Genomic DNA, 23848 nt, shown 5'->3' with positions numbered 1-23848 from the left:
CTCATCGCCGAGCGGACAAGCGTAATGGCTTGTGGTGTGTCCGTCGTCGTGCCGCCGCCATGCCTTAAACCCATGCAGTCCAGTCCCGGCGCTGATACTTCGAGTTAACTGTTGCCGAGTGCGCGCTTGTGCATTTCGGGCTCTCGATATTCGCGTTTGGGTGACAGCATGCGAGATGGCGCATGAGCACTGGATGGGTAAATTGGCAAGGGTTTATGAGGTTTATTCATCAGTCCGGTGGGCGTGCGACTTACTCGTCGCCAGTGCCTGCTGCGGTAGCCTGGCGGCTTGGTTGCGCAGGCAGCAGGTGGGGGAGGAGACAGGGGGGCAATGGCTCTACAACTCGCTCTCCAGATGATCGATGTCCTTGAAACGCTCAACCAGGAAATCGATCAGGCTGCGCACTCGTGTGGACAGGTGTAACTGCTGCGGGTATACCGCGTAAACATCGGCACGGGTCGGTGTCTGGTCTTCGAGTACCAGTCGTAATCGGCCGCTACGGACATATCTGGCGATGTCCCATTCAGCTCGCAGCAGAATCCCATGCCCCTCCAGCGCCCAGTTCAGGGCTACCTCACCGTCGTTGCAGCCCAAGGCGCCGCGTACCTTGATGTTTTGCGTACGGCCACCGTCGGTAAAGCTCCACACCCCGTAAGGCGTTTCGTTCTGCCGCAGGAAGATGCAGTTGTGCTGCTGCAAATCGCTCAGACGTTGCGGAGCACCGTATTTTTCCAGGTACAACGGTGAGGCGCATAGCAATCGGCGGTTGGAAGCGATCTTTCGCGCATGAAAAGCTGCATCCGCCAGTGTGCCGAAACGAATGCCAAGGTCAAACCCATGGGTCGTCAGGTCGAGCGGGTGGTCGCTGATCTCCAGTTGTACTTCCACCTGCGGGTGTTTCTTGAAAAATGCGCCAAGGGCAGGACCGATGTAACGGCGTCCGAAGCCCAGCGATGCGTTGACGCGAATCAAGCCTTTTGGCTCAGCCTGACTGCTGTTGATCAACTGCTCGACCTCATCGATCTGCGTCAGGATCCGGGCCGCGTGGGAAAAAAGCAGTTCACCTTCTGAGGTCAGGCTCATTGAACGTGTGGTGCGATTCACCAGGCGTGCCCCCAATCGAGCCTCAAGGGCAGTAAGGCGCTTGCTCACTGCTGGCGGTGTGATGCCGAGCTCTCTGGCCGTGGCAGCCAGGCTGCCTTTGTTGGCCAGAAGATAAAAAAATGACAGATCCAGGGTTGGGCTCATTGGTAACTCAAAGTTATTTATGTAGTGATTCTGAGTAACTCACACTTATTAATTCACTACATATACTCCGTTCACACCCTGATTGAACAGACCGTTCGACAGGCAAAACAAGAACGTTTTGAGCGCGGAGTTGATCATGAGCACATACAAAATTGCAGCGGTTCCAGGTGATGGTATTGGTATCGAAGTCATTGCCGCTGGTGTCGAGGTGCTGCAGGCCCTGTCGAAAAAATCCAGTTTCGAACTGGATTTCAAACACTTCGACTGGAACTCGGATAACTACCTGAAGCATGGTTACTACATTCCTGAAGGCGGGCTGGAAGAGCTAAAAACCTTCGATGCGATTTTCTTTGGCGCCGTGGGTGCGCTTGACGTCGCGGATCATATTTCCCTGTGGGGCCTGCGTTTGCCGATCTGCCAGGGCTTCGATCAGTACGCCAACGTGCGTCCGGCTCGTGTGTTGCCTGGGGTAAAGAGCCCACTGGTCAATGGTGACCAGATTGACTGGGTAGTGGTGCGGGAAAACTCCGAAGGTGAGTACTCCGGCAATGGAGGTCGCGTTCACCGTGGCCTGCCGGAAGAGGTCGCCACGGAAGTGTCGGTCTTTACCCGTGTTGGAGTCGAGCGCATCCACCGTTTTGCTTTCGAACTGGCGCAAAGCCGCCCACGCAAGCACCTGACCATGGTCACCAAGTCCAATGCCCAGCGACACGGCATGGTGCTGTGGGATGAGATTTTCTATGAAGTCGCGAAGGATTTTCCAGACGTTAAAATTGATAAAGAACTGGTCGATGCCGTCACTACGCGCATGGTGCTCAAACCCTCCACACTGGACGTGATTGTCGCTACTAACCTGCACGCCGACATTCTGTCCGATCTGGCGGCGGCGCTATCCGGCAGTCTTGGCATTGCGCCGACTGCCAACCTGAACCCGTCGCGCAAATTCCCTTCGATGTTCGAACCTATCCACGGCTCTGCATTCGATATCACCGGTAAAGGTGTGGCGAACCCGATTGCGACTTTCTGGACGGCAGTGATGATGCTGGAACACCTGGGTGAGACCGCCGCGGCAAAACAACTGATGTCCGCCATCGAGGCTGTGACTGAAAGCGGTTTGCATACTCCTGATTTGGGCGGTACGGCCACTACACGGCAGATCACGGATGCAGTCATTGCGTTGATCAACCGTTGAAGCGTCCCAGCGATTCAAAGTAGTACTGCGGCACTACGTCAAGGGGCAGATTATTGGGTCTGACTCCTTGGCATTTCCTGACAACAATAAAAATCAGGGCCCTGTCATGAAAAGAATATTCGGCAAACTTTATATACAAGTACTTATTGCGGTCGTTCTTGGCGCTATCGTCGGTGTGCTGGTTCCTGAAACCGGGGCTGCACTCAAACCCTTGGGCGATGCGTTTATCAAACTGATCAAAATGCTCCTCGCGCCGGTGATCTTCCTGACTGTCGTCACGGGTATCGCACGCATGGAAAACATGAAGGAGCTTGGGCGGGTAGGCTTTCGTGCCTTGATTTATTTCGAGGTTGTGTCGACCCTGGCGCTCGTGGTCGGCCTGGTGGTGGTCGATGTATTCAAGCCCGGTGCGGGCATGAATATTGATGTCGCAAGCCTCGATACGTCGAGTCTCACCACGTATACCTCGGCGGTGAAGCATGACTCATTCATGGACTTCGCCATGAATATCATCCCCGATACCATTGTGGATGCCTTTGCCAAGGGTAATGTGCTGCAGATCTTGCTGTTTTCCGTCCTTCTGGGTGTCGCCCTGGCCCAAGTCGGCCCGCGCGGGAAAATCTTTGTCGATGCACTGGATAGCTTGATGCAGGGCATGTTCCGCATCGTCAATATGGTTATGCGCCTGGCGCCTGTCGGTGCGTTTGGGGCCATTGCATTCACAATCGGCAAATACGGTTTCGGCTCGCTGTTCTCCCTCGGCAAGTTGATGGCCTGCGTGTACTTGACCTGCGCGGTGTTCGTGATCTTTGTCCTGGGGCCCATATGCCGGTACAGCGGTTTCAGCCTGTGGAAATTCCTTAAATTTATCAAGGAGGAGTTGTTCACCGTACTGGGCACCAGTTCTTCGGAGTCGGTGTTGCCGCAAATGATTTCAAAAATGGAAAAGGCCGGAGTTTCCAAGCCTGTCGCCGGGATGATCATTCCGTCCGGCTTGACCTTCAATCCGGACGGTCAGGCGATTTATTACACCATCGCTGCGATTTTTATCGCCCAGGCAACCAACACGCCGCTTACCCTCACTGACCAACTGATCGTTCTGGCAGTTTTGATGTTCACCTCCAAGGGGTCGGCAGGTGTTACCGGCTCAGGGTTTATTATCCTGGCCGCCACCTTGTCTTCTTTGGGGACCATCCCGGTTGCGGGAATGGTGCTGCTGCTGGGAGTTGACCGCTTTATGTCAGAAGCACGTGCGATCACCAACACGATTGGCAATGGTGTCGGAACCATGGCAATTGCCAAGTGGGTCGGGGCGCTGGATACCGTTAAAATGCACAAGGCGTTGAATGGTGAAAGAGGGGAGCCTGAACCAGAGTTCGTACACGAAGAGGCTGCTCATCCCTCTGGTCCAGTGATGGGTAATGCCTTGCAGCCCAGCCTTGCAAGTGCCTCCCAGGTATAAATGTGTGTTGCTGAAGTGCTCGGGTAAGGGTATTCGTGCGGCCCAGGCGCACGAATACCTATGCAGCGAGCGCCTGTTGCTGGAGTCCCGTATTAACTGGCGCTGAGTGAGTCCAGCTTGAATGGGGTGCTAGGGTTCGAGTGTTCGAATCACTCCGTCCCGACCCTATTGATTTCACTGATATTCAGGGCCGGAACCATATCCGACCAGATCACATCGGCGTGGTCTGTCTGGTGGTTCTTGGTCATGTATCGCCACTCGTGGCAACACGGCTAACCACAAATATTGAGTGACCGAATCAATCGATGACCAACCAGGGGGCTGGTACTTGAAGTAGACGGCCACTGCACTGTGTTCTGCAGGAGCCCCTTAGAGCTGCTTCAGGGTTTCCTGGGTGATGGCTTCGAGTCCGGATTCGGTGATGGTTTTCCAGTCAGTATCTGTGGCCACTTTCACGTTCTCACTGACCAGCGTTTTTACGGTCTGTACAGGTGTACCAGGGGCTTTTATCTGCAACAGCGACTTGTTGCGTAGCACCTTATCGAGTACCCCCTCAGCCGAATACCATGACCAGAATTCGATGATGTTCACTTTTACTTCACTGACATCACGGGCATCGGGGCTACTGACCACCTCGTATCCGGCCTGCCGGTAGGCAGTGGCTACGGCATTACCCACCAGCTCTGAAACTGTGCGCCCTTCAGGCAGCAGCACGTCGCCGATCGCCATATTGAAGTTATTGCGCTTACGCGCGATGGCCCGCTCGGTAATCGACTTATCGTCGATCTCGTCGTACTTCAGTGAAGGTATGTCGGAGCTGGAAGGTTTGATTTGAAAAACTCGATCATCAACGGCGCTGATATAAACCTTTTTGCCATTGCTGGGGGCCGGTGTCTGAGTATCACCCGGCCGTAAAACATCCACTTCTGCCCTGTTGGTGGCGCAACCGGCTAACAGTACCAATGCCGCAACGGCCAAAATTTTTCGAACCATCATCCTTACTCCCTTTTATATTTGGCCTTCATAGGCTTGTCCAAAAGCTGGCGAAAAAGAGTGTAGAAGACAATGTGCAGCTCAACCGCCTGGCTGACTTGCGCGGTTGAGAGAGCAAGCAGCACGAAAGCAATCGGCTCTGGCCCTAGCCTTTTGCTCGTAATCCCTGAACCCGCATTTCGCGGTTTTTTTGTCTTGAGGAAATGATGATCAGCAAGACCGTCGCGGTCATCTGCTGCAGTCCATTGAAGATTTTTTGACCACGCCTCGGAGCTGACCCGACTTAAAGTCGTGAACGTGCTGCGCGGGCGTATCAACTCCGGGCACCTATCAGATGCCCTTATCTTTTCTCGAGTTGGGCCGCAATGTCTGTGGCCAGTTCGATAAAGGCACGTGCGGCTGAAGTCTGGTAGGCCCCTTTGCGCTGCATCAATACGGCGGTACGGTGCAGTCGCTGAGGGCTTAGCTCAATGGCAAACAGCCCCTGATGTGCAAGTGCGACGGTGGCCGGTAACAGGGTCGACAGTGTGGTCCTGCGCACCACTTCGATGACTGCACCGATAACATTGGCCTCCATTTTCACCCGCGGGGTAATGTTGTGCTGGCGACAGTAGCGGTCGATCTGCTCGCGAGTGGCAAACTCTTCGCTGAGCAGGATCAGTGATTCGGCACTCAGAGCGTCCAGGTCAATAGCACTCTGTCCAGCCAACGGGTGTCTTTCCCCAACCACCAGCGCGAGGGCTTCTATCAGAAGCGGCTGGGTCTCTATGTCCTGAGAGTGCCCGTCCTCGAAAGCGATACCCACGTCCAGCTCATCGGCGAGCAGAAGCTCCTCCATCTGTTCTTGAGCGATCTCACGCAGGTTCAAGGTGATATTCGGATATCGGCTGTGGAAAGCTTCGACCAGTGGTCCGACCAGATATGTGGTGAACGTCGGTGTCAATGCAACCCTGAGTGCCCCGCGACTCAAATCGCCCACGTCATGGATTGCACGTTTTCCTTCCTCCAGTTCCTGCGATGCCCGGCGTGCATAGCGTAAATACACTTCGCCGGCGTCAGTCAGCCGCGTCGTACGTCCCGATCGGTCAAATAACTGGGCAGAAAGACTTTCCTCAAGTTGCCTGACTTGCTGTGACAGCGCGGGCTGCGAAACATGCAGCGCAGCAGCTGCTTTCGTGAAGCTGTGGTGTTGCGCCACAGCGAGAAAGTATTTGATGTGACGTGCCAGCATGCTCATAGCCATAAGATTATCTGATGTGCTCCATCATAAATGAGACTTTTACCTTATGTCACGAGCTCCGTAATCTCTGCTCCAACGCATCGCGACCAAGAGGAGTCACCATGAAAGACATCATCGATGGTTTTCTAAAGTTTCAACTTAACGCTTTTCCGGAACGCGCCGGCCTGTTCAAGAATCTGGCTAATCAGCAAAGCCCACGGGCGCTGTTTATCTCCTGCTCTGACAGCCGATTGGTTCCGGAACTGGTTACGCAGCGAGAGCCCGGCGACCTGTTTGTCATTCGCAACGCCGGCAACATCGTGCCGCCCTACGGCCCTGAGCCTGGCGGTGTGTCGGCCTCGGTCGAGTATGCCGTTGCTGCCTTGCAAGTCTCCGACATCGTTATCTGCGGGCACTCTGATTGCGGCGCAATGACTGCCATTGCCACCTGCAAGTGCCTGGATCACATGCCCGCAGTGGCAGGCTGGTTACGCTACGCCGACTCCGCTCGAGTGGTGAATGAAGCGCGCAAACATAAGGACCCACACAGCAGTGTTGAGGCGATGGTTCGAGAAAACGTGATCGCCCAGTTGGCCAATATCCGGACGCATCCATCGGTACGCCTGGCCCTCGAAGAGGGACGCGTAGCACTGCATGGCTGGGTCTATGACATCGAGAGCGGCCGTATGGATGCTTTCGACAGTAGCACCGGCAAGTTTGCGCCCCTTGTGGACAACCCGGGCGCACGTGCCGCTCCCTATCAACAGAAGCAATCTGCTTGAACTCGTTTATTACCCCAGGAGATAACACCATGATCCAGTCCCAAATCAATCCAGGTTCGCGTCTGGCCCTGACCGAAGTCATTTTGCTGGCTAAAGCCCGGAAAGACTTGTCATTTGCCCAGATCACCGATGGCACAGGGCTCAGCGAGGCGTTCGTCACTGCCGCGCTGCTCGGTCAGCATCCCTTGCCCAAAGCAGCGGCCACAGTAGTGGGCGAAAAGCTCGGCCTCGATGTTGATGGCGTGGCGCTGCTGCAAACCATCCCGATGCGCGGCAGCATCGACAACGGTATACCGACCGACCCCACTATCTACCGCTTTTACGAGATGCTGCAGGTCTACGGCACCACGCTTAAGGCGTTGGTCCATGAGAAGTTCGGTGACGGCATTATCAGTGCTATCAACTTCAAACTGGATATTAAAAAAGTCGAAGATCCAGAGGGTGGGTCGCGCGCAGTCATTACCCTGGATGGTAAATACCTGCCCACCAAGCCTTTCTGATAGTTGAGTGTCTCGGCGTCGTAATACGACGCCGAGTCATGAAGCGCTACATTGACCCTGTAAGTATTGAAGGGTATTTGCGTCACGCGATACCCCCAGGTGTTTGAACATGAAAATTTTATTGTTGGCAGGGCTCAGTAGCTTGTGCACTGTGGCTTTGGCTGGGCAGCCTCTAGCAGATAACGACATTCAGGTAGAGCAGTACAGTTATTCACAAGACCTTGATATCGCAAAAGTCATTTCGATGGGTGAAGTGCCAAATGTCTGTGAAGTGGTGCCTGCGCGTATGATGTATGAAGACTCCAAGGGGCATAGGCATATTCTCGAATACCGCGTAATGGGGAATGGTTGTTCTAACGGTTAGTGTGTGCTTCCCATCCATATCGCAAATATTTAATACGTCTTTTAATTTTTTCCTGCTGATTCTGGACACTGTTGCGTTCCTTTGCAGCTCTGTCGCGCGTGCTCATGGGCAATGTGCTGGCAGTCATGAAGCAGGCGCAGCATGACCTCCAGAGGTCGATGCTCGAGAAACGGAAGTTGTCTGAATTGAGGAGTGAGGTTTATGGATCTGATATTTCGCAATGTACGCATTGCCGATGGAAAGCCTTTAACCGACGTCGCCGTACACAATGGGAAAGTTGCCATTATTTCCCCGGGAATTACAGTGCGGGCACGGCAGGAAGTCCAGGGAAATGGAAATGTATTGATGCCGGCTTTTGTCGAGGGGCATCTGCATCTGGAAAAAGCCTATGTCATGCACCGTAAGGTCAATCGCACCGGAACCCTCAAGGAGGCGATTGCCGTTACAGCTGAGCTTAAACCGATGTTGACCCGGGAGGATATTCTCGAGCGTTCAACGCAGGTATTACGCTCACTTGTGCAGGCCGGTACTACCCATGTACGCGCACATGCCGAATTTGACCCCTCACAAGGTTTCACAGGGTTTGATGTTGTCCTGGAGCTACGCAAGAAGTTTCGCGACATGATCGACATTCAGGTAGTTGCCTTCCCACAGGAAGGCATTTTCAAACTACCGGGAATGAAGCACATGATGGTTGCGGCGATGGAAAAAGGTGCCGATGTCGTCGGCGGTATTCCCTATAACGATCGTTCACCCTTCGAACATATTGATTATGTTTTCAGCCTGGCTAAACAGTTTGGAAAAGATATCGATTTCCATCAGGATTTTGCCGATACGGCAGAGAACATGACCATTGAATACCTCGCGCGCAAGACCATCAAGGAAGGGTATGAAGGCCGCGTCTGCGTAGGTCATCTTACGAGCCTTGGAGCCGTAGCAGCGGAACAGCGAGTGGGTATTATCAGCCTGATCCGTGATGCTGGAATCAGCGTAATGTGCCTGCCAGCCACCGACTTGCATCTCGGTGCTCGAGGCGACAGCCATAACGTCCGCCGCTCACTCACGCCCGTTCGTGCGTTGCGAGACGGTGGTGTAAATGTCTGTTTGGCCACGAACAATATACGCAACGCTTTTACCCCGTATGGGACAGGCGATCTGCTGAATATTGCGCAATTGGCAATGCCTGCATGCCACCTGGGTGGGGCCGATGATCAGGCCACAGTATTGGGAATGCTCACAACTAATCCTGCAAAAGCCCTGGGGCTGGATAACTATGGGCTGGAAGCCGGCAAAAATGCAGACCTGGTGCTGGTGGATACCCAGTCGGTCGCCGGGGTTATCCTCGACTTGCCGGCTCGTCTTATGGTGTTGAAGCGCGGGAAAATAGTGGCGACATCAAATTACAACCGTTCGATAGCCTTCTGATCGTCCCCGCCTGCCGGATCAGTAACGGATACCCATGTGACACTCAGTCAATCTGTCGTCTTTTGATGATCGACGACAATCGCGTGTGGACGGGTGTAACGGCTGCGGATTTATCGCCTAGAGATTCAGGCCTCGTGCCACTATTTCAAGCGGGAAGGTCGGCAATATGTCGTCGCTTGCTCTGTTTCAGCTGGGCGAGAAGTCGTGGATGCATCCATTGCCCGCCAATGGCAAAGGCATGGCTTTTATGCGGTCATGCCTGAATCCCGATCTTGCCTGCTGAAGCTTGCATCGCGCGCTTCTCTGTTAAGGGGGCAAAATAGGGCGGCGTACCGGTTGCCTGGAAATAAAGAAAGTAGTGCCCGGTGTCGGCCAATACAATTCGGTGCAGCTCTGATAGGCGCATGCCGTTTCTAATCCAAATGCTCTCTTTCAGGATTTCGTAAGTCCGGACCCCGTGTTGTTGCATTGTGCTTTCGAAGGTTAGGTAGAGTTCTTCTCTGATACGCCGGTCGTTTTGAACACCCGCTCGCAACATAAAAAAGCTAAGCACACCCACAACTACAACCACAACCAACAAAAAAGTCCAGCTGGCGATTGCTCCCATGCTTTGCGCTCCCTGCGAGCTCACGTGGTATGAGCATCAGTGTAGACAGGGTTTGGCACTTGGCTTAGCTGCGTGTCAGGCTGCGTTATGCAGCCTCAGGTTCGGAGCAGGCAAGATTTACGCCTGCTCTGCCTCGTATCGCATCACAACGTGTCGTTGCACACCAAGGCCGCAGATCGACAGCACCACTTCATCCCCCGGTTCCAGCCATTCCGGATGTGGCTTCATTCCCATCGACACGCCAGGCGGGGTGCCGGTGATGATCACATCCCCAACATCGAGGGTCATGTAGTGACTGCAGTAGGAAATGATCTCTGCAACGCTGAAGATCATGGTCTGGGTGTTTCCTTCCTGTCGCCGTTGGCCGTTGACTTCCAGCCACATTGGCAGGCTCTGCGGATCCGGGACCTCATCACGGGTCACGAGCCAGGGACCCAGCGGCCCAAAGGAGTCGGAGCTCTTGCCTTTGTCCCATTGCGAGCTCTGAAACTGGAATCCACGATCGGAAACATCATTGGCCACGCAGTAGCCCGCCACATGTTCAAGTGCCTGGGCAACCGGAACGTAACGGGCGCGCTTTCCGATGACGACCCCCAGCTCAACCTCCCAGTCCAATTGCCTTGAGTGGGGAGGTTGTACGATGGGGTCATCGGCCCCGCTGATGCAGCTGACCGGTTTGAAGAACACCAACGGTTCGGACGGGATCGCAAGACCGGCCTCTTCGGCGTGGTCCAGGTAGTTCAAACCAATTGCGATGAACTTGCCGATATCGCTTATCGGTGGCAGGTAGCGAACCGGGGTCGAAATAAGCGGAAGCCGGTGTTCGTCAAGCTCACAAAGCCGGGTAAGTTCCGTATCGGACAAGCACGCGCGCGAGACGTCATCCAGATGGGCTGATATGTCCCGCAGCTGACCCGATGAATCGACCATGCCCGGATACACGCCATCATGCTTAACATAGCGAAAGAGCTTCATTGTTGTCTCCAGTTGCAGTATCAGAATATGCACAGGAACCGAGCGCGCCAGGCACCAGGCTGGTTGCGGGATACACCCCCGCAGCCACTGTCAGTCATGCTTCATTGCACGCAAAGTGCGGGGGAGGGGCATCTCGGTTTGCATGCCAAAAGGACCCAGTAGGTTCGCGGGATCAATCACGCTTTTCGGTGAACAATCGCACTACGCTTGTCATGTTCCGGTCGCCCATTCCGCGCGCTGCTGCGCGCTGGAAAACGTTATGTGCTGCGGCAATTGTGGGGGCGTTCTCTGCTGATCCTGCTTCCTCGAGCGTGTAGCCGAAGTCCTTTTCAATCAACGCCACGGGGAACTGCGGGGCGAAGTTCTCCGTCATCATGCTCCCTGAAAGATAGGCAGCAACCGGTGGCCAGACGGAGGTGCCTGCCATGGCTGCCAGCACTCGCGATGCATCGGCTCCGTTTCGCTCCAATAACCCGATGACCTCTGCCAGGCCCGTCACCTGTATTCCCAGCATGGCGTTGGTGGCAAGTTTCGCCAAAGCGCCATGACCCAGGCCGCCGACGTGATGGACTGAAGAGCCCATGACGCGTAGCAGAGGCAGACAGCGCTCCAGGACTTCTTCCTCTCCGCCTGCCAGATAGGCCAGTTGCCTCGCATCGGCCTGAGCACGGGATCCCGATACCGGCGCTTCCAGCAGCGCCACCCGGGCATGCTGCATGTGGGTGCCGAGCTCCTGGATCCAGCCAGAAGTGAGTGTCGAACTCTCGATGGCGATTGCTCCCGCTGGCATACCAGAGAGGGCGCCGATCTCGCGATCCAGCCAGACATGGCGAGACGCATCATTGTCACGCAACATTGCAATGACGAACTCCGCACCTGCGCTGGCTTCTCTTGGCGTGCGCGCGTGGAAGGCCCCTTGCTTGACAAGCGCTTCTGCTGCATCGGGGGTTCGATTCCAGACAGTGACTGTATGACCTGCAGCAAGCAATTGTGAGGCCATGCGCGACCCCATGGCGCCGAGGCCCAGGACTGTGATTCTGCTCATATGCTTTGTTCCATTTCAACGTGTAAGGGGGAGGGGCTGACAGGACTCGGTGGTTGTCAGAGGTTGCGCGACTATGAAGATTGGCGACTCACCAGGATCACCGCCAAGCCTGCAATGGCGAAGCAGGCGGACAGGTACGCAATGGGTTGCGGTCCGGCAAGATTGATCAGCAGTCCGCCCAGCAGCGAGCCCAGGCCGATGGCTGCATTGAATACAGATACATTGATGGAGGTGGCTGCGTCGGCTCCGCCTGGAATCCTGGAGGCCTCCTTGAACACCAGGGTCTGCAGCAGCACCGGAAGTGCGCCATATGCAGCGCCCCACGCAGCAAGCACAGCGAAAATGGCGGCATGACTGACCGCTGCCGCGTTCATGCATGACAAGCTTGCGGCAAGGAGTGCTGTCACCAGACCCAGGCTGGTTCTTGGTGCCCTGGACGCGAACGGGCCCACGGCGAAGTTGGTGATTACACCTGCCGCGCCATAGACCAACAGAAGCATGCTGACCTGTGCAGGGCTCTGGCCGGCAATCTGCTCAAGGTACGGAGACACGTAGGTGTAAGCCAGAAAGTTGCCGGTGACGACAAGGGCGGTGATCCCGAAAACCACAAGCAAGGGGCCACTTTTGAGCACGGCTGACATCGCCCCTCGCTTGGCAGCCTTCGAGATGCGGACCGCCGGAACTGACCATGCGATCAGCGTGAAGACGACCAGGCTGAGTATCGAGAGCGCAGCAAACACGGAGCGCCATCCATACATTTCACCGAGCATTGTGCCAGCCGGAATCCCCAGCACCGTCGCCAGCGAAACACCGCCAAAGACAATCGATGTAGCTCGTACTGCGTTTCGTGCAGAGACCATGTGCACTGCGGTGACCACTGCTGTCGACCAGAACACGCCGATTGCACCTGCGACCAGAATGCGTCCAAGGAAAACGACGAAGTAGTTTGGCGCCAGGAAGGTGATCAGATTGCCGATACAGCAGACCGCCAGCAGACCGGCCATCAGTGTCTTGCGGTTGAGCGATCCAAGCAGGCCAGTCAGCGGCGCTGCGGTCAGAGCGACCATAAATGCAAAAATTGTAACCAGATAACCTGCGGCGCCGAGCGAGACATTCAGGCCAGCGGCCATCGCTGGCAGCACGCCTACGGGCATGAGCTCGGTGCTGACAAAGGAGAAGCAGCCGAGGCTCAGGGCAAGAACAGCCGCTACCGCCTGTGCCCTGGATACAGTTACCCCATGAGGGTGTGGCGTTACGGGCGCGTGGGCACTTGCCGACGTAGTATCGGCCTGATGCCTTATGACTTTCGATTGCATGGGCGTATCTCTGTGAAATTCAAAATAAAGGTCGCAAAGGTAAGGTTTTTCAAGGCCAAGCCGTGCGTGCACCCGGTGTACTGTGGTGACCGGCATGCCGACTGATGGGCCATGCGAACTTATCGTGGGGGAAACTCAATGCCTGAGAGTTGCGCACAAGCGGCCAGGTATCGCTCTTGAAGCGCGGGGTCAAACGCAGCGCTGTGAACCTGTGCCGACCGCTGGTGATAGAAGTAGTCGCCGGTTACGCGCGCTGCAGTGCCTGCAGCGAGCCACGCCTGGGTGCGGGGCGCGAGGTCAAGGTCATCCGTAGCCTCAGGGCCGCCCATCTTCGTGGCAACCCAACCTGGTTCGACGCAGTTGGACAGCACATCTGGCCAGTGACGCGCGGCGGCAAAAGCAAGCAGGACCGCGTGAAGCTTGGAATCCGAGTAGGCCTGCATCCCGGACCAGCGTCGCGATTCCCAGGTCAGGTCGCTGAGAGAGGGATTACCCTTCAAGTGAAGCCTGGAGCTCATGTAGACCAGGCGCTTGGGTCGCTTGACCATGGCGGTCAGAATGTAGGGCGCCAGAGAGTTCACGGCAAAGACATGGGGCAGGCCATCCACTGTGGCGATGCGCTCGCGCTCCTGGAAGCCGACAGCGGCATTGTGAATGATGGCATCGAAGGGGCCCAGTTCATTGATGCTGGCAGCAAGCGCCTTGGTTTCTGCGATGCTGGAAAGGTCCCCGACGAGTGCCGTCTGCGCGCCGGGAACTTGAGCGATGGCATGGGCCGCCCGGGCTTGGTTTCGGGCATGCAACACGACCTGATGACCGTTGGCCACGAGCAGGCGTGCCGCCATTTGGCCCAGACCGTCGGAGGATCCGGTAACGAGGATGCGCGTCATTGTCATTGCTCCGGTGAATGCCACGTCGGGGGTGGCCTCAATGGGGTGTAGGGTCGGCATGGGGTAGCCGGCTCAGCGTTGGAGCAATGTTGGGATTTTGGGCCTTATAATGCGATAGCATGGAACGCATAATATTCATGCGCGGGAGTCATCAATGAGGGCATTAAGTTCCCGGTTGCTGGAAGGCGTCGACGTTATGGCGGCTGTCGTTGATGCGCGCAGCTTTGGCGGGGCTGCTGAGGTACTGGATATGTCTCAATCTGGCGTGAGCAGGGCAATAGCCCGCCTGGAGACAAGATTGGGCATCAGAGTGTTCGAGCGCACGACGCGATCAGTGAGGCTGACCGACGAAGGGCGCAGTTTCTACGAAGAGGTGATGCCTCTGATCGATGCGCTTGCCGAGGCGACAGGCAGCGCCGCCAGTGATGCGCAAAAGGTTCGTGGCCGGCTGCGCGTCAACGTGGACCCGCTATTTGCGAGACTGATCCTCGGTCCCCGATTGGGCGCGTTCATGGATAGCCACCCTGAGCTCGAAATGGAGCTGCGCAGCAAGGAAGACCTGGGTGATTTGATCGCGGATGGTTTCGACATCGCGATCCGCTTCGGCCATCCTCAGCCGTCGTCGTTAGTGGCGAGAAAACTCCTCGATACGCGAGTTTTGGCCATGGCATCACCGGCTTATCTTGAGCGTTTCGGCCATCCAAAGGACCCTATGGAACTCGAGACTTCGGACCATCGCTGCATCCTGTTCAGGGAGCCAGTCACCGGCCGCCCGTTTGCCTGGGAGTTTCATCAGCGCCGCAAGAAGGTCACAGTCAAGCCGCAGGGCATGTTGACCGTCAACGACCCGGGTACGGTCTATAGCACATGCTTGGCCGGGCTCGGTATTGCGCAGTTGTTCGAGTTGGGAATTGAAGAATATACCTCTTCCAGGCAGCTTGTTCAGCTGTTTCCCGATTGGTCGGAGCAGCGTTTTCCGCTCTATGCATACTACCCGTCGCGACATCATGTTCCCGCAAAGACTCGCGCGCTTCTTGATTTCGTCGCAGGCCTGGTTCGCTGATCGAAACGGGTTGGGCCTGCATCAGGAGTAAGCAAGCCGCTGCGTGCTACTTCAGTCTTGCAGACAAAACCCGTTTTTTAAATCACTTGCACAAGTAACTACGTCTCTGAAGATCGTATTCGGGTGCAAAACTACTGGCTCGATCTTGAATGGAGAAAATTGATGCGATATTTATGAACTGTAGTTTGGGTATTTAGGTAAAACTGTCAGGTAGTGTTCAGGTTGCCATGTTTGAATTGCAGTGTATTCTTCCTTCGAAAAACGTATATCCCGGTAAGAACTGGTAATATATATTGAATTCGCCCGGCTTGGATTGATAGGGGCAGGGGAAGTGCTGCAAGTTACTTTTCAATTGCACCCGGTTGAGGACTAGCGTGCAATTAAATGACGATATCCATGCGCGGGCCGAGGCCGTCGACGAGTAAAGAGATGTCGGCACGTATCTCGCAGCACGCTTTATAGGCGTCGACTACGGCTTTCACTTCACGACAGACAAGGCCTCTTGCTTCCTCTCTTTTTTCACAGACCGTTTCAGCTGTCAGTGTCAGCCGGCCGGAGAACGTGGTTTCAACAGTGGAGAGTTTGTTCCAGTCAGAATTTTCTATATTGGCAATCCCTTTTCTGACTTTGTCAGCTGCTTTGGCTGCAGTGTCAGTATCTCCTGTCGGAGAAATTGAATAAGTGAATAGGAAGTAATATTTTGTCACTTTGCTTGTCCTTGTGAGAAGTTCGATTTACAAGTCGTGCGCCGTGCTCGACTTATAAAGACAGTAGCACTTCAGGTGGGGAGGGGAGTACTGTTCTTTAGCTTGGCTGGGTGGAATAGTGTGTGTGATTGTTTATGCTGTTTTATCGCTAACCATGTTCCGTCAATAGAATCGGTTTCCGAGATCGGTATTGAGCCAGGAACAGCCAGGCTGCGCATCATTGGCGCTTCCGATCCGCAGTGGGTGAAGTTCATCTTGCAGGAGTTACTGCGATAAGTGCCTCACCTGCGGGCGCTCATATTCGATCTGATTTGGGAGCAAGTGTGCTCGTGATGACATCGAAAAAATTTTCGATGTTCCCCCGATTTTTCTGGGTATTTTGCGGCTTTATGTCGGTTTTAAAGCTTGATGAAACGTTTCATCAAGTCTATAAAAAGGCACAATTCCAAGAAAGGCTGCTGCCATGACCCCGCTCAAACTCTTTGTTGCCCTCACTACACTGACCGCAGCCTCCCACGCCATGGCCTGGGACTATGTTCTGCTCGACACCGACCATGGCGCCCGGAACTGGCAGATCAACAGCCAGCAACTCGGCGTAAAAACCGATAAACCCTTCAGCATCACCTTGCGCACCTTGCACGGTGGCCGGCAGGAGGGCGTCAGCATTGTGGACATCGATAACGGTACGATGAAACTCTCGGTAGTGCCTACTCGCGGAATGAACGTCTTGCAGGCCTCGGTAGGTAATGTGCGCATGGGCTGGGATTCGCCGGTCAAGGAAGTGATCAACCCGTCCTTTATCGAGCTTAATGGTCGTGGTGGTCTGGGCTGGCTGGAAGGTTTCAATGAGCTGGTCACCCGCTGTGGATACGAATGGGTCGGCCACCCAGGAGTCGACAACGGCGAACTGCTGACCCTGCATGGTCGGGCCGCTAACATTCCTGCAAGTAAAGTCACCCTGCATATCGATGAAAAACCGCCGTATGCCATCACCCTGCGCGGCGAACTGAAAGAGCAGGCGTTCAAAAAAGTCGACTTTTCCGTCGCTACCGAATTGGTCACCGAGCCCGGCAGCGTAGTGTTCTCCCTCAACGACACCCTAACCAACAACGGCGACTATCCAAAGGAATACCAGGCGCTCTATCACAGTAACTTCAGCACCCCGTTCCTGGAGCAGGGCGCTCGTTTCGCCGCACCGGTGAAACAGGTGTCGCCGTTCAACGACAAGGCCAAGGACGATCTGCCCGACTGGCAAACCTACCGTGCACCGACCAAGGACTACGACGAAACGGTTTACAACGTGGTGCCGTATGGCGATGCCAAGGGCGATACGTTGACCGTGTTGCATAACAAGGCTGGCAGCCTGGGCGTTTCAGTCGGCTTCAATACTCAGACACTGCCGGTGTTTTCCCTGTGGAAAAACACCGATACCCAAGGCCAGGGCTATGTTACCGGCTTGGAACCGGGGACAAGTTTTTCCTACAACCGCCGTTATCAGCGGCCACTGAATTTGGTACCAACAATTGGGCCGAAGGAACACAAGCAGTTCCACATTAGCTATAGCTTATTGGCGGATAAGGTGGCTGTTGATAAGGCTTTGAAGCGAGTGAGCGACATTCAGGGTGGGCGGGAAACTGAGGTACGGCAAACGCCATTGGTTGATCTGACCAAGGGATAGCACCGGCTAGAGCACCGTCGGCCGATGTGACGCAGCCTCGGCCAAATGTTCGCACCTTATTCCTCGGTTTGTTCAAGGTCCACCGGTGTGTACGGGATTTACATCTTCTTCGCCGCCGGTTTGCTGCTGTTGGGCGGGGGGCTGATGCTGATGGAGCAACGCGCAGGCAGAGGCCAGCGCGTTGAGGCTGTCCCCTTTTCAGGACGCCAGGCACTCGGCGCAGGTAAGGGGTAGCGAGGCATCAAGCCTGTGGCGTACAGGCATTTACGGGTTCAGGTAAGCACTCAAACGCTCTACCGCAAACCCCTCGAAACCTTTCAGCGCATCGCTGGCCATCAATTGCTCCTTGCCGTTGAACTCAACCACGGGCACGTAAAAGCAGGCATGCTGGCTGATCTGGTCGACAGGGATTTTTTGCTGGCCCACAAAGGGAAAGCCGCAGCCCATGCCCAACAGCTGCAAGCGAACCACCTTGAGTTTCTGGCCTACCACCGAGGCGTCACACATTTCCCAATCAATGTTGCGTTTTTCCAGTACATCGGCCACCGGCTTGTTACCCATTCGGATAAAACTCTCGGCCTCCATCGCGAAGTTGATCGGGTTGTCCGGGTCAGCGCAAACGCTGGTCACACGCGTCACCTCGAACTCGCCGCTACCTTCAAGTTGCGCCGGAAACTTGCTTTTCTGGCCTTCAAACCCGGGGTACGTCGTTGGGAACGGCTTGCTGGGCATGAGCTCTTTGACCGTCATACCCTTGGGCATTTCAGGGGTGGCAGCCATGACCACAGAGGGCAAAACGGCAGAGAGCAGGGCGAGGAGTGCGTTGCGTTTCAGGGCTTTGTTCAACATCTATTCCACCTTGGAAAGTCAGAAGTTACATCCTGTTGCGTAATCTGAGTCGTCCCGGCCTTGAAGGCAACCCCCACCCAAGCGTCTCTCAGGTTGTTTGCCTGACCTCAGCCCTCTCTGGCTCAGGCACTCTGCGCAGCCGAGACGCGTAAGGCAGCAGGAACGCTACCGTGAGTGCCGCGAGGGAGAGGTTGCCGAGCCAGGCCACGGCACCCATGGGCCCATCCCAGGCTTGAATACAACAGGCCAAGCTGGCCAACAGGGCAATCCAGCCGGTGCAGCGTAATGTTCGCAGGACGACAGGGGCGGGCGTGGGTTGCCTGAGCTGTTTGTAATACCGCTCCAGCCCCAGGCACAAACCCAACATGCCGCTACAGGCCAGCAACATACCCGCGATCAAGGCAAGGTTCATTTCAATGCTGCTCCAGGGTGTTAGAGGATTTACGCGGTACTGCTTGTCTGGCCGGTTGTCCTGTCTGCCAGGCTGCCCAGGCCAGCAGCGCACCTATCACTACGAGGGTGAGTTCCAGGTAGAGCCCGTCCCCTCGATTGACAACAATCAGATTCAGCAGGGGCAAGTTCAAACACATCAAGGCCGCGAGGCCCAACTGTTCGCGCCAGGCAGCGAGTCTGGGCCTGACGATGGCATGGCCCAGGCTGGCGAGCCACACCAGAAAGAAAACCCGCACTTCCCATTGATCACGCCCGGCCCATTGCAACGGCAGCAACCGGTTGGCCCAAAGCAGTGCGATAGATGCCAGCACCAGCCCGGCCACGACCGCTACGTTGATGCGTTCGGCAGCGTGATACAGCATCGCACCGATCACCCCTTCGCTATCGTGACGACGGCGCCGTTTGACGGTAAACAGCACCACACCGGTGGCCAGCATGGCGCAACTGGCCAGGCCGCAGACAAAGTACAACCAGCGCATGGGATAACCGCCGAACTGGGCGAAGTGCAAGCCGGACATGACTTTCTGGGTCAGCAGGCTCGCTCGGCTCTGCGGCGGTTGCCGCAAGACTTTGCCCGTAACGCCGTCGAACACCATGCTGGCGCCCTTGGTCAGCTCGATACGATTACCCAGCAAGGGGCGCGCTTCAATACGAGCATCACTGCGACCGGGATTTTTAATCGACAGTCCGGAAACCGGCCCCATGCTTCGCTCGGCTTCGGCCAGTAAAGGTCCTATGGCGGTCAGCGGTGCAGGCTGAGAGACGGGGTGAAGAGGCTCGCCACGCCCTGGCCTCTGTCCCTCACGGCGTGCACCCGCAGTGGCGATGTCTTGCTTGCCGGGTGCGTGATTGTGTTCTGCACGCTGTTCAGCAGGCGCCCCGCGTAGCGCTCCACTGGCCGCGACACGATCGCCATCGAACAGTGCGTCCATCGCCGCGGGCATGTAGGTCAGGTAAAAAATCACCAGGCCGGTGTAGGTAATCATCAGATGGAAAGGCAGTACCAGCACACCGGTGGCGTTATGCGCGTCCAGCCAGGAACGTTGGCCCTTGGCCGGGCGGAAGGTGAAAAAATCCTTGAAGAATTTTTTGTGAATGACGATGCCGCTGACAAGTGCGACGAGCATGCCCATGGCGGCCAGGCCAACCACCCAGATGCCGATATTGCGCGGCAGGTCGAGGGTGAAATGGAAGCGAAAAAAGAACCCGCCACCCGCTGTCTTGCGGACGTCAAGCGGGGCGCCGCTTTCCGGATCCAGGTTCACGCCACCGCCACGCCGTTGTTCACCGCTGGAGACGGTCAGCCCTGGTGATCGCTCGGTGGGCAGGCCGATGTTCCAGGTGCTGGCGTTCGGTTGCTGCGCGTGCAGATAGTCGAGTGCGCGTTGTGCGGCTTCGCTTGACGTGAGCGTGTGGGCCGGTATTTCCGGCCGCATCCAGCTATCAATTTCCTTATCAAACACTGCGAGGGTGCCGGTGAGGAAGATTGCAAACAGGATCCAGCCGAAAATCAGCCCGCCCCACGTGTGCAGCCAGGCAAGGGACTGGGTGATGGTTTTGCTTTTCATCCCGGTATCTCCATCCACTGCGGCCAGAAACCGATCGCCGCCAAGGGCACAGCCAGGCTTAGCCCGGCCCATGCGCGGCGGGCACTGCGGCAGGCAAATGCCCAAAGAATCGCCAGGCTGTAGACCGCAAATGACACCAGGCTGGCCGTCACCAGCGCATCGACTTTATTCATCGGCAGCAAGCGCGCAAGTGCCGCAGTGAAGGCGTAAGTGAACAGGTAGCCGCCGCACAGCGCCGCAAGGATACGCGACACTGTCGGGCCGTAATGGGGGGGTGTTTTCATCTGGCATGCTCATCAGTTCCCGGCACGATACCGGAGTATTTTTATCAAGCTGTACGCCAACGCCCAGCCTGGTCAGCGGCTGAGCGTTGGGTGGGTGATCAAGTGCGCCTGTGAGCGCCGGGATCAGAACGAGGTGCTGATCGACGCGTAGAACGCGCGCCCCGGCTCGTTGTAAGTGCTGGCCCCGGCTGTGGTGCCCGAGCCCTCGCGGTACACGCGCTTGTCGAACAGGTTGTTGATGCCGGCACCGAGCGACAGGTTCTTGTTTACCTGGTAGGTCCCGCCAATACCCCAGATATGGTAAGGGTCAAGGGTTTGCAGCTCGTTTGTGGCGATGACGGCAACATCACGTGTCGGGTTGAATACCCGCGGCTCTTGCTTGCCGTAATAGGTCCCGGTCAGGCTCAGGGTAAGTGCCTGCGTAGCCTGCCAGTCGAGCATGGTGTTTACCGTGTACTTGGGCACCACCGACAACGGGTTGCCGTCGCCGTCCTTGTTGGACTGCATATAGGTGAAGTTGGTGTTCCAGCTCAGCGTATTGCCATTCTCACCGAGCAATGGAATGCCGACGTTTCCTTCCCATCCCTTGACCACGGCATCCTTGGCGTTATCCCATTGCAGGATGGCCTCGTTGGCCAGGGTCTTGTCGACCAAATCGTTCGAAGCCACGATTTTGTTGTCGTAATCATTACGGAAGTAGGTGATCCCGGCGGTCCATCCATCCCGGGCAAAGCTGATGCCCAGCTCTTTGTTAATGCTGATCTCGGGCTCGAGGTTTTTATTGCCCAACACATAGCAACCCGTGCTGAGCAGTGTGGGTGCACACCCGTTGCCGTTACTGCGATACAGGTAGTTGGGGTTCAACTGGTACAAATTCGGCGCCTTGAAGGCGCGGGCAATACCGCCCTTCAACGTGATGTCGTCGGTCAACATGTAGGAACTGTTCAGGCTCGGGCTCCAGTTGGCGCCGAATTGATCATGATGGTCCAGGCGCAGCCCGGGCGTCAGGAACCATTTGGGGCTCAACTCGATATTGTCTTCCATGAACAAGGCCATGATCGTCGCGTCCATATAGGACGAGCGTGCACCCAACGCCGAGTTGGGCAATGTGGTGCCGACGGCCCGGTCGAAGGTGCTCGGGTCGTCCAGCTCCTGGCGATTCCATTCCGCGCCGAGGGTCAAGGTTTGTGGCAGCAGCACTTGCAGGGGAATGTTCAGTTCGCCCTGGAGCAAGTAGCTGTCATAGGTACTGGTACTCTTGTCTGCGTTGGCGCTGATGTCACCATCGACCGCACCGGTCTGGCCTTCTTGCAATCGGTTGTTGCGGGTTTTCTCGTATTGCGCCAACACCCGTGATGTCCCGAACGCCCAGTCACCCCGATGGGTAACGGAAAAATTCTGCCGGTACATGGTGTTGGTTTCACGCCCCAGCCATTGGTTGATCGTGCTGCCGGGCGTCTGCGAGTCTGTTCCCCCGGTGCCGACATCCCCGGTGTAAATATTGCCTTGCCGGCTAAAACCGGTCTCGAAATCGAGGGTCTGCTGATCGTCCAGCGCCCAGCTCAATAACGCGTTGATGTCTTTATTGCGGACCCCTTCGCGGCCGGCAGCCAATGCAGAACCGGAGGCGGTGTCGGTGTGCGCGAGGTTGATATCGGAGTCGTCGGCGTCAGTCTTGTTCAGGTTGCCGTAGACACGAAATGCCAGCGCTTCGCTCAGCGCGCCGGAGAGGCTGAACGTGGTGCGTTTGGTCATGCCTTCGGCATCGTCCTCGGGCAGGTTGGTGTACGCCGAGAGCGAACCGCTGAGTTCCTGTGTCGGGCGCTTGGTGATGATGTTCACCACGCCGCCCATCGAGCCGGAGCCGTACCGAGCGGCCGCCGGGCCTCGCAGCACCTCGATGCTCTCGACTTCGTCAGCCGGCACCCAGTTGCTGTCGCCACGGGTATCGCGCTCGCCGGAACGGGTGTAACGCACGGCGTTGCGTGAGGTCACGGGCTTGCCGTCGATCAGGATCAGGGTGTTCTCCGGGCCCATGCCGCGCAGGTCGATCTGGCGGTTATTGCCGCGTGTACCGCTGGCGCTGTTGCCGCTCAGGTTGACCCCCGGCATCTTGCGGATGATATCGGACAGGTCATTGACGGGCGGGCGTTTCTTGATGTCTTCGGCCGTGATGATCGATGCCCCGGGGGCTTGCTTGAGCTCTTGCGCGGCAGTGGCCACAACATGGGTATCATCGAGTTGCAAGACATTGTCTGACGCCGGCGCCGCCAGCAGTTCGGTTTCGGCCAGCGCAGCGCCGGGCGAGCAGGCCATCAAGGCGAGGACAAGATGATTGAGCTTGAATCGCGGGTACATCGACAACACTCCTGTTAGTGGATGAGCCCAATGGAGTGTCTGAGCATCCTGTCAGCAGGGGGCTCGGTTAAGCTGAATCTCCATGGGCGGCGCTAATAGAAGTGATTCGCAAACGTGAGTAAATCTTATTTACATTTTATACATTTGTAATTTCAGATTTATGCGCAATCCACTGTCAGTGTTTTCTGCCCAGATTTCGCCGCCCTGCAATTGCACGACGCTGCGCGCAATCGACAAACCGAGGCCGAAGCCACTGCCGCCGGGGCGTGCGGCGTTGAGTCGGGTGAAGGGCTGAAAAATCTGTTCGAGCTTGTCGGGAGCGACGCCGGGCCCCTGGTCTTCGATCCACACGTACCAATAGGCGCCCTTGCTGACACCGGTGAATGTGACTGCGCCGTGTTGCGGTGAATGGCGGATGGCGTTGCGCAAGATGTTTTCCAGCGCCTGCGCCAGGCTGTTCAGGTTACCCATGACGCGACAGTCAGGAGGCAAATCACAGCGCAGACGCTCGATCGGCCAACCGCTCTCGAAGCTGGCGTCGCCACTTAACACCTCCCATAGCTGGTCCAGCTCCACCGGCTCCAGCGCCAGGGCGGGGCGCTCGGTGTCCAGCCACACCAGCTCCAGCGTATCGCCGATCAATCGGTCCATGCTCTGTACCTCACGTTCGAGGCGCTGGCGCATGGCATCCATGTCCGGTTCACGTTCACCGGTCACGCGCAGTCGGCTCAACGGCGTACGCAACTCATGGGACAAGTCACGCATCAGCCTACGCTGCAGCGCCAGGGTGTTTTCCAGGCGCTCGGCCATGTGATCGAAGGTTCGCCCCAGGTCGCCCAGCTCGTCGCGCCGCCGAGCCACCTGCGGCCC

At 56.4% G+C, this 23848-nt stretch carries 24 protein-coding genes; 8 read left to right on the top strand and 16 right to left on the bottom strand.

Annotated features, from left to right (window positions below; all coding sequences use genetic code 11):
- Nucleotides 1-336 precede the first annotated feature (336 nt).
- Entirely contained in the window at nucleotides 337-1248 is a 912-nt protein-coding gene (locus GHO42_RS04390) for a LysR family transcriptional regulator (protein ID WP_095002894.1), read from the bottom strand.
- 136 nt (nucleotides 1249-1384) lie between these two features.
- Here GHO42_RS04390 and GHO42_RS04385 point away from each other — a divergent pair, with 136 nt between their 5' ends.
- Both GHO42_RS04385 and GHO42_RS04380 read left to right on the top strand, forming a co-directional pair.
- Nucleotides 1385-2440 (top strand): tartrate dehydrogenase, encoded by a 1056-nt coding sequence (locus tag GHO42_RS04385; RefSeq protein WP_095032066.1) that lies wholly within the window; start codon nucleotides 1385-1387, stop codon nucleotides 2438-2440.
- Between the two features lie 106 nt (nucleotides 2441-2546).
- Nucleotides 2547-3902 (top strand): dicarboxylate/amino acid:cation symporter, encoded by a 1356-nt coding sequence (locus tag GHO42_RS04380; RefSeq protein WP_095002892.1) that lies wholly within the window; start codon nucleotides 2547-2549, stop codon nucleotides 3900-3902.
- A gap of 369 nt (nucleotides 3903-4271) precedes the next feature.
- Here GHO42_RS04380 and GHO42_RS04375 read toward each other — a convergent pair whose 3' ends face one another.
- The 3 genes from GHO42_RS04375 to cynR are packed head-to-tail and all read right to left on the bottom strand — an operon-like array spanning nucleotide 4272 to nucleotide 6126.
- Entirely contained in the window at nucleotides 4272-4895 is a 624-nt protein-coding gene (locus tag GHO42_RS04375) for a flagellar biosynthesis protein (protein WP_138738350.1), read from the bottom strand.
- Nucleotides 4896-4900: 5 nt separating this feature from the next.
- Nucleotides 4901-5212 carry a hypothetical protein gene (locus GHO42_RS04370; RefSeq protein WP_153326978.1) on the bottom strand — a complete coding sequence of 104 codons (312 nt, stop codon included), beginning with the start codon at nucleotides 5210-5212 and terminating at the stop codon, nucleotides 4901-4903.
- Between the two features lie 23 nt (nucleotides 5213-5235).
- Nucleotides 5236-6126 (bottom strand): transcriptional regulator CynR, encoded by an 891-nt coding sequence (gene cynR / locus GHO42_RS04365; RefSeq protein ID WP_095020744.1) that lies wholly within the window; start codon nucleotides 6124-6126, stop codon nucleotides 5236-5238.
- 110 nt (nucleotides 6127-6236) lie between these two features.
- Between cynR and GHO42_RS04360 the strand changes: the two genes are divergently transcribed.
- The 4 genes from GHO42_RS04360 (at nucleotide 6237) to GHO42_RS04345 (ending at nucleotide 9185) form a co-directional block, all read left to right on the top strand.
- Nucleotides 6237-6896: a carbonic anhydrase gene (locus GHO42_RS04360; protein ID WP_095002890.1), complete on the top strand. Its 660-nt coding sequence runs from the start codon at nucleotides 6237-6239 to the stop codon at nucleotides 6894-6896.
- Nucleotides 6897-6925: 29 nt separating this feature from the next.
- Nucleotides 6926-7396 carry a cyanase gene (gene cynS, locus GHO42_RS04355; RefSeq protein WP_095002889.1) on the top strand — a complete coding sequence of 157 codons (471 nt, stop codon included), beginning with the start codon at nucleotides 6926-6928 and terminating at the stop codon, nucleotides 7394-7396.
- A gap of 109 nt (nucleotides 7397-7505) precedes the next feature.
- A complete protein-coding gene (locus GHO42_RS04350; protein WP_095002888.1) occupies nucleotides 7506-7760 on the top strand; it encodes a DUF2790 domain-containing protein in 255 nt (84 codons plus the stop codon).
- 201 nt (nucleotides 7761-7961) lie between these two features.
- A complete protein-coding gene (locus tag GHO42_RS04345) occupies nucleotides 7962-9185 on the top strand; it encodes an amidohydrolase family protein (protein ID WP_138738281.1) in 1224 nt (407 codons plus the stop codon).
- 253 nt (nucleotides 9186-9438) lie between these two features.
- Here the strand turns inward: GHO42_RS04345 and GHO42_RS04340 are convergent, their stop codons facing one another.
- The 5 genes from GHO42_RS04340 to GHO42_RS04320 form a co-directional block, all read right to left on the bottom strand.
- Complete coding sequence (locus GHO42_RS04340) at nucleotides 9439-9792, bottom strand: hypothetical protein (RefSeq protein ID WP_095002886.1); 354 nt, start codon at nucleotides 9790-9792, stop codon at nucleotides 9439-9441.
- 117 nt (nucleotides 9793-9909) lie between these two features.
- Nucleotides 9910-10767, bottom strand: coding sequence for a fumarylacetoacetate hydrolase family protein (locus GHO42_RS04335; RefSeq protein ID WP_153326976.1), 858 nt, complete (start codon nucleotides 10765-10767; stop codon nucleotides 9910-9912).
- 172 nt (nucleotides 10768-10939) lie between these two features.
- Nucleotides 10940-11812: an NAD(P)-dependent oxidoreductase gene (locus tag GHO42_RS04330; RefSeq protein WP_153326974.1), complete on the bottom strand. Its 873-nt coding sequence runs from the start codon at nucleotides 11810-11812 to the stop codon at nucleotides 10940-10942.
- 71 nt (nucleotides 11813-11883) lie between these two features.
- Nucleotides 11884-13224 carry an MFS transporter gene (locus tag GHO42_RS04325; RefSeq protein WP_218575987.1) on the bottom strand — a complete coding sequence of 447 codons (1341 nt, stop codon included), beginning with the start codon at nucleotides 13222-13224 and terminating at the stop codon, nucleotides 11884-11886.
- A 23-nt stretch (nucleotides 13225-13247) separates the two neighbouring features.
- Nucleotides 13248-14018 (bottom strand): SDR family NAD(P)-dependent oxidoreductase, encoded by a 771-nt coding sequence (locus tag GHO42_RS04320; RefSeq protein ID WP_153326971.1) that lies wholly within the window; start codon nucleotides 14016-14018, stop codon nucleotides 13248-13250.
- 154 nt (nucleotides 14019-14172) lie between these two features.
- On the opposite strand from GHO42_RS04320, the gene GHO42_RS04315 reads away from it, so the two are divergent.
- Nucleotides 14173-15081, top strand: coding sequence for a LysR family transcriptional regulator (locus GHO42_RS04315; RefSeq protein WP_095018615.1), 909 nt, complete (start codon nucleotides 14173-14175; stop codon nucleotides 15079-15081).
- Nucleotides 15082-15461: 380 nt separating this feature from the next.
- On the opposite strand, the gene GHO42_RS04310 is transcribed toward GHO42_RS04315, so the two are convergent.
- Nucleotides 15462-15788, bottom strand: coding sequence for a hypothetical protein (locus tag GHO42_RS04310; protein ID WP_095002880.1), 327 nt, complete (start codon nucleotides 15786-15788; stop codon nucleotides 15462-15464).
- A 463-nt stretch (nucleotides 15789-16251) separates the two neighbouring features.
- On the opposite strand from GHO42_RS04310, the gene GHO42_RS04305 reads away from it, so the two are divergent.
- Nucleotides 16252-17466, top strand: coding sequence for an aldose 1-epimerase family protein (locus tag GHO42_RS04305; RefSeq protein WP_095020737.1), 1215 nt, complete (start codon nucleotides 16252-16254; stop codon nucleotides 17464-17466).
- 264 nt (nucleotides 17467-17730) lie between these two features.
- On the opposite strand, the gene GHO42_RS04300 is transcribed toward GHO42_RS04305, so the two are convergent.
- The 6 genes from GHO42_RS04300 to GHO42_RS04275 form a co-directional block, all read right to left on the bottom strand.
- A complete protein-coding gene (locus GHO42_RS04300; RefSeq protein WP_095039021.1) occupies nucleotides 17731-18315 on the bottom strand; it encodes a hypothetical protein in 585 nt (194 codons plus the stop codon).
- An 88-nt stretch (nucleotides 18316-18403) separates the two neighbouring features.
- Nucleotides 18404-18727: a DUF3325 domain-containing protein gene (locus GHO42_RS04295; RefSeq protein WP_095020736.1), complete on the bottom strand. Its 324-nt coding sequence runs from the start codon at nucleotides 18725-18727 to the stop codon at nucleotides 18404-18406.
- Nucleotide 18728: 1 nt separating this feature from the next.
- Nucleotides 18729-20336, bottom strand: coding sequence for a PepSY domain-containing protein (locus GHO42_RS04290; protein WP_095023721.1), 1608 nt, complete (start codon nucleotides 20334-20336; stop codon nucleotides 18729-18731).
- Entirely contained in the window at nucleotides 20333-20620 is a 288-nt protein-coding gene (locus GHO42_RS04285; RefSeq protein WP_095002875.1) for a DUF3649 domain-containing protein, read from the bottom strand. Before GHO42_RS04285 ends, GHO42_RS04290 begins: the two co-directional genes overlap by 4 nt.
- A 123-nt stretch (nucleotides 20621-20743) precedes the next feature.
- Nucleotides 20744-22978, bottom strand: a complete 2235-nt coding sequence (locus GHO42_RS04280; protein ID WP_133145018.1) for a TonB-dependent siderophore receptor — start codon at nucleotides 22976-22978, stop codon at nucleotides 20744-20746.
- Nucleotides 22979-23107: 129 nt separating this feature from the next.
- Nucleotides 23108-23848: ATP-binding protein (locus GHO42_RS04275; RefSeq protein WP_256671105.1), on the bottom strand; the 741-nt coding region annotated here is incomplete at its 5' end.

The organism is Pseudomonas sp. FSL R10-0056, from assembly GCF_009600105.1.
In the GTDB taxonomy this organism is placed as follows: Bacteria; Pseudomonadota; Gammaproteobacteria; order Pseudomonadales; family Pseudomonadaceae; genus Aquipseudomonas; species Aquipseudomonas bubulae.
Note: the sequence above shows the minus strand (reverse complement) of the source record. Positions and strands in the feature narration are given on the sequence as shown.